This window comes from Candidatus Neomarinimicrobiota bacterium, from assembly GCA_018651745.1.
Classification (GTDB): domain Bacteria; phylum Fidelibacterota; class Marinisomatia; order Marinisomatales; family TCS55; genus JAAZYX01.
Genome location: JABIDL010000041.1, coordinates 60,552 through 71,156, shown reverse-complemented (window position 1 = coordinate 71,156; position 10,605 = coordinate 60,552). Strand labels below are relative to the sequence as shown.

Sequence of the window (10,605 nt, the reverse complement as noted above, 5' to 3'; positions counted from 1 at the left end):
TCGCTCCTTTTTAAAATTCAAACAGGGCACTGACCGATTCGCCTGTGTGAATTCGTTGAATTGCCTGCCCAAATATTTGGGAGACTGTGATTATTTTCATTTGTTCCATTTTTTTGTCTTCAGGTATTTCTAAAGTATCCGTTACAATAAGGTTAGAAATATTTGACTCTTTAATTCTTTCAACTGCTGGACCCGATAAAATGGCATGCGTTGCAATCGCAGTAACAGATTTTGCGCCATTTTCTTTTGCTGCGGTAGCCGCATTGACCGTCGTGCCCGCTGTGTCTATCATATCATCAATGATTAAAACATGTCTGTCTTTTAAATCGCCAATTAAATGAGTAACCTCGGCTCGGTTATGTTCATATCGTCTCTTCTCAATCAAAGCGAAGTGCATCCCCAATCTCTTGGCATATGCCTGACTCATCAAAGCAGACCCAACGTCAGGAGCAAGCACAACACAGTTGTCCTTTTCTAATTCTAATTTTTTTATTTCCTCTAAAAGAACCATTCGGCTGTATAAATGATCAAAAGGAATAGAAGCAAACCCCTGGATTTGTGTGGAATGTAAATCCATTGAAATTAATCGATTGGCGCCTGCGGCCGTAAACATATCTACCAATACACGCGAAGAAATAGGAACTCTTGGCTGGTCTTTTCTGTCTTGCCTCCCATAACCAAAATATGGAACGACTGCTGTAACTCGTTGGGCAGAAGCTCTCACAGCAGCATCCAGCATTAACGTAAGCTCAAGAATGTTTTGCGCTGGAGAATTTGTGGATTGAATAATGAAAACATCATCTCCACGAATATTCTCTTCAAATTTTATCCAGAGTTCACCATCTGCGAAATTTTTTATAGAAATATCGCCAAGTGACAGATTCAGTTGATCGGCAATGCCCTTAGCAAGTTCGGGATTGCTACGTCCTGAAAATATTTTTAGTTTTCTTTCACTCATAATGTTTTCTTTAGTTGCCGGGCTTGGATTCGAACCAAGATTAACGGCGTCAAAGGCCGCGGTCCTGCCCTTAGACGACCCGGCAATAGTTGGGAAGAGTGGATTCGAACCACCATTAGCCGGACTAGCAATCCGGATTTTTCCATCAAATAATATCCCAATAGGCCCTACTTAATGAAGATGAAAAATTCTGATAATCTGGATATTAAACTGGGTGGGTGAGAACAGTACGATACTGTGGTTTGAACTTTCGATCCGCTTCTAATGCTAAAGTTTCGTCGCTGAAAATTCCAAACACAGTCGAACCGCTACCCGACAAACTCGCAAACACTGCACCAGACGCTATCATTCTGGATTTAATGTCGCCAATTTCTGGATATGCAGGAATTACCACATCTTCGAATTCATTCTCAAACAGCTTGAAAGGAATAGGTTCCCTTTCTAAAAGGTCGGCGAAGTTAGTTGTCTGATTCTTGTTCTCCAATGAGTTTTTAACTTGCCCATATGCCCAAGATGTACTGATTGTAAATGATGGAACAACTAAAAGATATGTCCCTCTAATCTTCTGTTGAATAGGAGTAAGTTTTTCACCAACTCCATCACCAACCTGAGTTCCACCACAAATAAAAAAGGGGACATCGGACCCAATCTTTACTGCCAATTTATTTAGGTTTTCTTTGGTCAATCCAATATGATATAGTTTATTCAACCCCTTCACAACAGCTGCTGCGTTAGACGATCCGCCACCAAGACCCGATCCTACAGGAATTTGCTTATCAATATAAATTGAAATACCACCAACCTTTGGATATGTATCCTTTAGAGTTTTCCATGCTTTGTAGCAAATGTTGGTTTCGTCAGTCGGGATTGATGGGGAATTTGTGGTAAGCGAAAAGGCTGAGCTTTCCATGCTGATGTGTATTGTATCATGAAAATCCATTTCTTGGAAAAGAGTAGAAATGGTGTGATAGCCATCTTCGCGTCGCCTGAGGATTTTTAAACCAATGTTAACCTTGGCGCGAGCTAGGAATGACAAGGAATTCATAATGATCAGATTGAAGAGAGGGTGGCAATGGCCATAGCAGCGACACCTTCTCCTTTGCCGATAATCCCTAGTTTGTCTGTGGTAGTTGCTTTCACAGACACCGAAGTTTCATCAACCCTTAAAGTATAGGCAATTTGATAACGCATCTGCGGAATATATTCGGCTAAATTTGGTTTTTCTAGGATGATTGTGCTATCTATATGAACGATTTCTAAGCTTGATTTTTCTATTTCTTTCAAAGTGCGTGAAAGGAACTGCTTACTATCAACATTTTTCCACCGATCGTCTTTACTGGGGAACAAATTCCCAATATCTCCCAACCCGGCAGCACCTAGAATAGCATCTACAATCGCATGAATAAGAGCATCGCCGTCCGAGTGGCCAACTGAACCTTTTTCCGATTTAATATCTACCCCGCCAATAATAAAGGTTTCGCCATCGGCTAAGGCATGAACATCAAATCCTATTCCAGATTTAATCAATGATTCCTGCCTCAAGAATTTTCCAATCCAGTTGGTTTGTAATCTTTTTATTTCCAGGCAATCCTTCAATTACTTTTACCTTACCACCAATACGCTCAACTAATGAAGATTCGTCGGTAGCGATAATCTCATTATTCTGTGCGTTTTCAAGAGCCTTAATTAAAATATCTCTATGAAAAGTTTGTGGAGTTTGGGCAAGCCATATATATTTTCGATCTAATGTTTTTTCAACAAATCCATTTTGAATTTTTTTAACAGTATCTATTGAGGGCTCAGCAATAATACATCCATCAGTATCTTCGCATCCATTGATAGTGCTAATAATCATTTCCTCAGTAACAAACGGACGGGCACAATCGTGAATACAGATTAAGCTACAATCCTCAGAAAGGGCCAAAATGCCACTTTGAACAGAATTTTGTCGCAAGTTGCCACCAGCCACAACAAATAAATTAGTTGCGCTTGAAATTGATTTTATTTCGCGATGAATCTGAACAACATCTTCTTCGGGAACAACCACTGCGACTTCTCTGACAAGATCACAATCAAGAAACGGTTTAAGAGTTTTATAAAGAAGTGGTCGGCGACCAAGTTGTTTGAACTGTTTCTTTTCGCCAAATCGTTTCCCAGATCCTGCCGCCGGGATTACAGCACCCACTTTACCCGGAAAAACCATTAGATAATAAGCATCGCATCGCCATAGCTCAAAAAGCGATAATCGTTCTTTTTAGCTTCCCGATAGGCTTTCATAATAAGATCACGTCCGGCAAAAGCTGATACCATCATAATAAGGGTGCTTTTGGGCTGATGAAAATTAGTGACCATACCATCTACCATTTTAAAGTCGTACGGTGGATAGATGAATTTGTCCGTCCAACCGCGCTTAGGAGTAATTTGGAATCCCGACACAACGACTGTTTCAAGTGCACGAACTGTTGACGTCCCAACAGCAAATACTCGTCTGCGCTTCTTTTTTGTTTCATTGATTTTGAGTGCGGTCTTCGGTGTAACCTCAAAGTATTCCGAATCCATCTGATGTCGGTTCAAATCTTCCACTTGAACTGGTCGAAATGTTCCTAAGCCAATATGAAGTGTTACATTCGCATGTTTTACACCTTTCTTTTCAAACCGATTCAATAACCCTTGGGTAAAATGCAACCCCGCCGTTGGCGCCGCAACAGCACCGCGCTCTTTGGCGAAAACAGTTTGATACCGTTTTTTATCCATTGGTTCCGGGTCTCTCGTAATATAGGGTGGAAGGGGTGAAATGCCAACTCGGTCAATAATATTGTAAATATGATCTCCGTCATATTCAAATCTTACTACTCGGCCACCAGAAACTGTATTATCAATAACATCGCAGTGGAATTTTTTGGTAAACATCAATTTATTCCCGATTCTAACTTTTCTTGCCGGACGCACCATCACTTCCCAAAGATCATTTTCAAGCTCTCTTAAAAGAAACACTTCAACTTTTGCTTCCGTTCTATCTTTGCTGGCAAAAAGGCGCGCAGGAAAAACCTGAGTATTGTTGGTAATCAGTAAATCATTTTTGCGTGTATATGAAACAAGGTTGCTGAATAATTTATGTTCAATTTCACCCGTGTCTCGGTGTACAACCATCAATTTTGACTGATCTCGCCTTTTCTCCGGATATTGAGCGATATATTTTTTGGGTAGTTGATAATCAAAATCCGTTAGTTTAAACTTCTTCTTTTTACTAATCATTCAAATAACCTTTCCTGTTGTTTTTTAGATAGAGGTTTACCCAACAACTTAAACGCCCGCTCTTGGGCAATGCGCCCACGGGATGTCCGTTGAATAAATCCTTCTTTTATTAAATAGGGTTCGTACACGTCCTCAATGGTGGTTGCATCTTCGCCAATTGCTACAGACAATGAGCTGCCGCCAACTGGTCCACCTTGAAATTTTTCTATAAGAGTTGATAATATTTTTCTATCCATATCATCCAGTCCATTTTCATCAATTCCCATCGATTCAAGAGAATTTTTTGCAACATCAAGAGTGATTTTACCATCAGCTTTGACTTCCGCATAGTCGCGAGTTCGACGTAAAATACGGTTTGCGATTCGGGGGGTCCCGCGCGATCTTTTGCCAATTTCTTTGGCTCCATCTTCATCCACATCCACTTCTAGTATTCCAGCTGAACGATTTACAATTTGAAATAGAGAATCATGATCATAATAATCCACCCGAAGCACAACACCAAACCTATCTCTGAGTGGGGAAGTGATATTCCCCAGGCGAGTCGTTGCTCCAACAAGTGTAAAAGGCTCCAAATTTAACTGAACGCTTCTGGCGCTTGGGCCTTTATCAATCATGATCTCAATTCGATAATCTTCCATTGCAGAATACATATATTCTTCCACTACGGAATTCAACCTGTGGATTTCATCAATAAAAAAAACATCCCGATGTTGAAGATTTGTAAGCATTCCCGCAAGATCTCCAGCACGCTCAAGTACTGGTCCGGAAGATAGTTTTAATTCCGATGAAAGTTCGCGGGATATTATATTTGCCAAAGTTGTTTTTCCGAGACCGGGAGGCCCAAACAGTAGCACATGGTCTAGCGATTCACCTCTTTTATTTGCTGCTTCGATGTAAAGTTTTAAGCTTGATACTAATTCTTCCTGACCAATAAAATCTTCAAACTTTGAAGGGCGCAGTGTTGATTCTACAGCAACATCGTCTTCGATTCGAGTAGGATCGGTAATGTAAGTGTCAGTCATGAATTATATAGGAAATGATTGAATTGGACATAGTTGCAAGTCAAGAAGATACAAAATGATCCGTGGGGGCACCAAGTAAAGACTTTAATTAACTCTTTGGAATCTCTGATATGAGTTGCGAAAGACGCTTTTGTCTGTTTTTAGCAAAAAGCTCTATCCCTTTTAGAATATTATTAGGATCTAAATGTGCTTCCGATATTATTTCATTCAAAGATCCACCTGTTCGCCAACGGTTATCCCAATCGGAGCTTATAGAATAATCATCAACCATTTTATTCGTGGACCATTTATGCATAAGTCGTTTTGCGCCATTTGTTATAATCATCAAATCTGCCAATTCATTTTCTGAAATGATTGATTTTCTATATGAGTCCGTTTGTCTTTGAAAAAGTCCCCACGATATAGCTGAAACAATTTTAACATTGGGGCCATTTTCAGCAATATGTGGAAGTAACTTAACAATAGAATTAGTGGAACTGGTTCCGCGGACAATTACAACGCCTTCCTTTTTTTTATTTATATCGTAATCTCTAATTATATAAGCGCCCTTAGCGGCTGTCAAACATGAAGCCATCCCAAGAGCCTTTCTGTTGGGAATTTCAATAGACGGTCGAGTTAAGTGGATTGCAATGATGGGCACATCTGTATCCAGGGCCGCTGCAAATGCCGGAGCAACTTCATTGTGTTCCCATGGATGAATATTAATAATGTGACCATCGGGGAAAAGTTGTGTAACGCCTGTAGCAAAAATACCAAAATGAGTTCGACTGTCTTCCGCGGTTTCTGGCCCGGAATGGCTCACAACCCAAATCAATTTCCCAATTTTTAAATCAGAATCCTGAGCTATTTGGCTAAAAAGCCTAATCGGACCGTATTTTAAATAGCTAAAAGATCCGTACGTGCTCATTGCTCCATAAAATCCATTAAAGTTTGAATATGGATCCTTAGAAAAATTAACGGTAGCGAGACCGGCCATCATTCCAGCATTAGTAAATTCCGTAATTCCTTGTGGCATCAGCGGACTATCTAGGTTTTTATTCCGATCAAAAAAACCGGAATCTTCTGTAGAGCCCCAACCTTTTGCAAATCCGGATATATTGGTAGAATCAGCAAGATCTGCGCTCATAGCTACAACCAACGGGTGGCCGATTTTTTCATTTGCCCGCGTGTTGATATAACTGGCAACTTTTGAGAATCCAATGCGATTTGCACTTTTTTCGCCAGGGTTAAGAAATAATTCGTCCGGCAGATTCTCGCCATCAATAATAGATTTAATCTGAAAAGAATCTTGAACTTGTATTTTACAGGACTCAATAGAATTAGGGACAGACTCACCGAGTTCAACCAAAGTGTCCGCCAGATAATCCACTAATGGCTGGTTCGTTTCCAGCACAGAGAAAACAGATTTGAACAGGGATTGTGCTTCTTCAATTTGTGCTTCTTTCGATTCCGGCGCACTTCTACCAAAATTGTTAAATTCAATATTATATTTTTGAGAAAAATCTTCTTTTGTTTTCCAAAATAATTCTGAATTTCGCTTATGGGCTGCTCCATGACTTTCATTATCATATTTATAATATCCTCTGCCTTTTCTCATTTTTGAATAAAGGATTTTTGGCTGATTAGGATTCGCATTTTCTACCAATAAATTATAATAAGCTTGGGTCAACAAATCCCAATCTTCTCCATACATCGTACCTTCGACGTGCCAGCCATGAGAGCCAAACCAATCCTCCGGCGTACCGTACATAATTGAACTAAAAGGACGCTTGTCAATTCCATAATCATTCCAATCTAAAAAATAAATTAAATTCCCAAGCCCCAAACCCCATGCGGAGTTGATCGTCTCATGAGTCGCTCCTGTAGTAATTCCACCTTCACCCTCAAATGCAAATACTTTAATATCGGGGACATTCGCAAATTTTAATGCTAGCGCTTCTCCGGCAGCTGGGGGCGACCCATGACCACTTGGTCCTGTATTAAATTTAAAGAATAGAGTTTTACCTTCCATTTCGGCGTGACCGGGAAGTCCTTTATTATTCCGAAGAGTTAATAAATCTTCCCAAACAAGTTGATATTCTTTGCCTTTAAAATGTGAATATTTTGGATTGAAAGTTTGTGAAAACTTGATTCTCATTGCTTCATTTAATACAGCAAGCGTTGCATATACAACAGGGTTTGCGTGACCTGCAACTAGCACAAATCTGTCTCCAAATCGCTTGCCCGCATCACGAATATCCCACCTCATTGCGCCTGAAAGCAATGTTACGACCATTCCATGCACTTTAGATCTCGATCCTCCCGGATGCCCGCTTTGCCGAAGGTTTAGCATAATATCAATACACTGATCAATAAGATCTTTTGTGATTTCCCAATGCGGAAACACGCGCTTTAGCTCATTGGGCGTTTTCATGATTTCCCATTCACTTTTTTCATGTTGATAATCGGATTCAAAAACTGTCCCGTATAGGAACGTTTATCTTTAACTATATTTTCCGGTGTTCCTGAAAAAAGAATTTCACCTCCAGCATCGCCGCCCTCTGGTCCCAAATCAATAACCCAATCTGCAGACTTGATAACGTCTAGGTTATGTTCAATAACTATCACAGAGTTTCCCTTATCAACAAGTCTTTGAAGTACTGATAAAAGCATATTGACATCTTCAAAGTGCAGCCCGGTTGTAGGTTCGTCTAAAATATATAATGTTCGATCTCGGCTGGCTTTAGATAATTCTGTAGCAAGTTTTACACGTTGTGCTTCGCCTCCGGACAATGTAGTTGCCTGTTGACCAAGACGAATATAACCGAGCCCAACCTCGTTAAGTGTGGTCAGTTTTTTGTTAACAGGAGGAATATGTTGAAAAAAATCTAATGCTTTTTCAACTGACATATTTAACACATCCGCTATATTTTTACCCTTATAGCGAATTTCCAAAGTTTTATTGTTGTATCGTGCACCCTTACAAATTTCACAGGTTACATAAACATCTGGTAAAAAATTCATCTCAATTTTTATAATTCCATCGCCCGAACAAGACTCACAACGACCGCCTTTTACATTAAACGAGAAGCGACCGGGCTTATACCCACGTATTTTTGAGTCTGGGAGTTGAGAAAATAGGTCGCGGATAAAAGTAAACACACCTGTATAAGTAGCAGGATTTGATCGTGGTGTTCTGCCTATAGGTTTTTGATCTATATCAATTACTTTATCCAAATACATCAATCCATCAATGGAATCATAAGGAAGTGGATATGCCCGAGAGCGATTTAATTCCCGAGCTAATACTGGGAAGAGAGTTTCATTCACTAATGTGCTTTTTCCGCTCCCTGAAACACCGGTAATTGCAATAACTTTCCCAAGTGGAAACGATGCGGTTATTTTTTTTAAATTGTTGCCTCGAGCACCTTTAAGGATTAGCGATTTCCCATTCCCTTTCCTCCTTTGTGGCGGTATATCAATCGACTTTTTACCGGATAAATATTTCCCAGTAATTGATTTCTTGCAAGATAAGATTTTATGCGGTGGCCCTGAAAATACAATTTCGCCTCCATGCTCACCTGCGCCTGGGCCAAGGTCAATTAGCACATCAGATTCTTCCATTGTTTCCTTATCGTGTTCCACGACCAGAATTGAATTTCCCAAATCACGTAAAACTTTAAGCGTATTTAATAACCTAGAATTATCCCTGGGATGTAATCCTATGGATGGTTCGTCAAGAATATAAAGGACACCTACCAATTGGGATCCAATTTGGGTTGCCAATCTTATACGTTGAGCCTCTCCGCCAGAAAGTGTGGCGGCGGCTCTGTCTAGTGTTAAATATTCCAAACCAACATTTACAAGAAATTTTAATCTATTTTGAACTTCTTTTAGAATCTGGGTTGCTATGATTTGTTCTGTTTTTGAAAGGGTAAGCTCAGAAAAATATTGTTGTGCTTTTACAATAGATAAAGATGAAATTTCTCCTAAGTTTTTCTTGCCAACATATACTGCCATGCTCTCCGGGCGCAAGCGAGAACCGCCGCATTCGGGGCAAGATTTTAAGCTCATGAATTGTTCAATCCATTCCTGAATATGATGAGATTGCGTTTGATTATACCGGCGATTGAGGTTATGAACAGCTCCTTCCCAACCTCCGCTATACGTACCAGTCCACCGTTTGGACGAATATTTCATTTTAAATACATTGTCTCCAGTACCATACAACAACATATGTCGTACATCTTTATCAAGCTTTATCCACGGCGTGGTGAAGTTAAACTGATAATGTTTTGACAAACTTTTCAAAATGCTTCCATACCAATTCCCTCGCGGTTGCTCTCCTAATGGTGCTATTGCACCTTGGATAATAGATTTAGATTTATCCGGGATTACAAGTTCCGGGTCTACTTCTCGATGAGCACCCAAACCATCACAATGCGTGCATGCACCATAAGGCGAATTAAAAGAAAACATTCTAGGCGATAATTCTTCCATTGATACTTCGCAATGGGGACAGGAAAAATGTTCGCTAAATAGGTGGTCCTTTTTAGGGAGCTCTTGAATAATGATAAGACCGGATCCAATTTTAAGTGCCAATTCTACCGATTCTATTAGGCGGTCTTTATAATCGCCTTCCAGCGATAAGCGATCTACGACAACTTCGATCGAATGTTTTTTATTTTTTTCAAGCTTAATGGCACTTTCCAACTTTTTGATTTTTTCATCAACCCTGACTCGTAAAAAGCCTTCTTTTCTCACCTGTTCAAATACACCTTTATGTTCACCTTTTCGCCCGCGCACAACCGGGGCTAAAATATTAAATCCCGTTCCTTTGGGAAACTTGCAAACACCATCAACTATTTGTTGGACCGTCTGTCTTTGGATTGGGCGCTTACATATCCAACAACTCGGTTTTCCTATATGTGCAAATAAAAGCCTTAAGTAATCGTGAATTTCTGTTACGGTTCCTACGGTTGACCTTGGGTTTCGTTGAGTGGATTTCTGTTCAATTGAAATAGCTGGAGAAAGGCCTTCTATGTGATCCATGTCCGGTTTTTCCATAAGACCCAAAAATTGACGGGCGTAGGATGATAGAGATTCTACATAACGCCTCTGCCCCTCGGCATAAATAGTATCAAAAGCCAATGATGATTTGCCCGAGCCGGATAAACCGGTAATGACAACCAGTTTATCGCGCGGTATTGATAAATCAATATTTTTTAAATTGTGCTGGCGGGCACCCTTAATAACAATATTTTTTCCTGATTTTTTCATCATTCCCTAAATAAATACGATTTGGACATCAGTAAATTTACTCTTTGGTTAAAGGGATTCAAAAAGCGATTTACTTTTTTTGTTATAGTGTATTTATGGAATTGAAAGTAA

The 10,605-nt window shown here is 39.9% G+C and carries 8 protein-coding genes and 2 tRNA genes; all 10 read right to left on the bottom strand.

Annotation, left to right across the window (positions count from 1 at the left end; genetic code table 11):
• Positions 1-10: 10 nt before the first annotated feature.
• Positions 11-958, bottom strand: coding sequence for a ribose-phosphate pyrophosphokinase (locus HOD97_08205; protein ID MBT4281578.1), 948 nt, complete (start codon positions 956-958; stop codon positions 11-13).
• A 14-nt stretch (positions 959-972) separates the two neighbouring features.
• Positions 973-1,043: transfer RNA gene (locus HOD97_08200), tRNA-Gln, on the bottom strand.
• Between the two features lie 4 nt (positions 1,044-1,047).
• Positions 1,048-1,118 (bottom strand) — tRNA-Ser (locus HOD97_08195).
• Positions 1,119-1,163: 45 nt separating this feature from the next.
• On the bottom strand, positions 1,164-2,003 hold the full coding sequence (ispE, locus tag HOD97_08190) for a 4-(cytidine 5'-diphospho)-2-C-methyl-D-erythritol kinase (GenBank protein ID MBT4281577.1): 840 nt from the start codon (positions 2,001-2,003) through the stop codon (positions 1,164-1,166).
• A gap of 5 nt (positions 2,004-2,008) precedes the next feature.
• Positions 2,009-2,482, bottom strand: coding sequence for a 2-C-methyl-D-erythritol 2,4-cyclodiphosphate synthase (locus tag HOD97_08185; GenBank protein ID MBT4281576.1), 474 nt, complete (start codon positions 2,480-2,482; stop codon positions 2,009-2,011).
• The gene (gene ispD, locus HOD97_08180) at positions 2,478-3,161 is read right to left on the bottom strand and encodes a 2-C-methyl-D-erythritol 4-phosphate cytidylyltransferase (protein MBT4281575.1); all 684 of its coding nucleotides are present in this window, start codon (positions 3,159-3,161) and stop codon (positions 2,478-2,480) included. The genes HOD97_08185 and ispD overlap by 5 nt, the downstream gene beginning before the upstream one ends.
• Positions 3,161-4,213, bottom strand: a complete 1,053-nt coding sequence (gene queA, locus HOD97_08175; GenBank protein MBT4281574.1) for a tRNA preQ1(34) S-adenosylmethionine ribosyltransferase-isomerase QueA — start codon at positions 4,211-4,213, stop codon at positions 3,161-3,163. Before queA ends, ispD begins: the two co-directional genes overlap by 1 nt.
• Positions 4,210-5,235, bottom strand: a complete 1,026-nt coding sequence (gene ruvB / locus HOD97_08170) for a Holliday junction branch migration DNA helicase RuvB (GenBank protein ID MBT4281573.1) — start codon at positions 5,233-5,235, stop codon at positions 4,210-4,212. Before ruvB ends, queA begins: the two co-directional genes overlap by 4 nt.
• Before the next feature lie 88 nt (positions 5,236-5,323).
• Positions 5,324-7,648 (bottom strand): transketolase, encoded by a 2,325-nt coding sequence (locus tag HOD97_08165; protein MBT4281572.1) that lies wholly within the window; start codon positions 7,646-7,648, stop codon positions 5,324-5,326.
• Positions 7,645-10,497, bottom strand: a complete 2,853-nt coding sequence (gene uvrA, locus HOD97_08160; GenBank protein ID MBT4281571.1) for an excinuclease ABC subunit UvrA — start codon at positions 10,495-10,497, stop codon at positions 7,645-7,647. Before uvrA ends, HOD97_08165 begins: the two co-directional genes overlap by 4 nt.
• Positions 10,498-10,605 lie beyond the last annotated feature (108 nt).

What these genes read in the sequence shown, in the direction of transcription:
- queA (MBT4281574.1), bottom strand. Translation starts at nt 4,213, where the DNA reads ATGATTAGTAAAAAGAAGAAGTTTAAACTAACGGATTTTGATTATCAA.
- ispE (MBT4281577.1), bottom strand. Translation starts at nt 2,003, where the DNA reads ATGAATTCCTTGTCATTCCTAGCTCGCGCCAAGGTTAACATTGGTTTA.
- uvrA (MBT4281571.1), bottom strand. Translation starts at nt 10,497, where the DNA reads ATGATGAAAAAATCAGGAAAAAATATTGTTATTAAGGGTGCCCGCCAG.
- ispD (MBT4281575.1), bottom strand. Translation starts at nt 3,161, where the DNA reads ATGGTTTTTCCGGGTAAAGTGGGTGCTGTAATCCCGGCGGCAGGATCT.
- ruvB (MBT4281573.1), bottom strand. Translation starts at nt 5,235, where the DNA reads ATGACTGACACTTACATTACCGATCCTACTCGAATCGAAGACGATGTT.
- HOD97_08165 (MBT4281572.1), bottom strand. Translation starts at nt 7,648, where the DNA reads ATGAAAACGCCCAATGAGCTAAAGCGCGTGTTTCCGCATTGGGAAATC.
- HOD97_08205 (MBT4281578.1), bottom strand. Translation starts at nt 958, where the DNA reads ATGAGTGAAAGAAAACTAAAAATATTTTCAGGACGTAGCAATCCCGAA.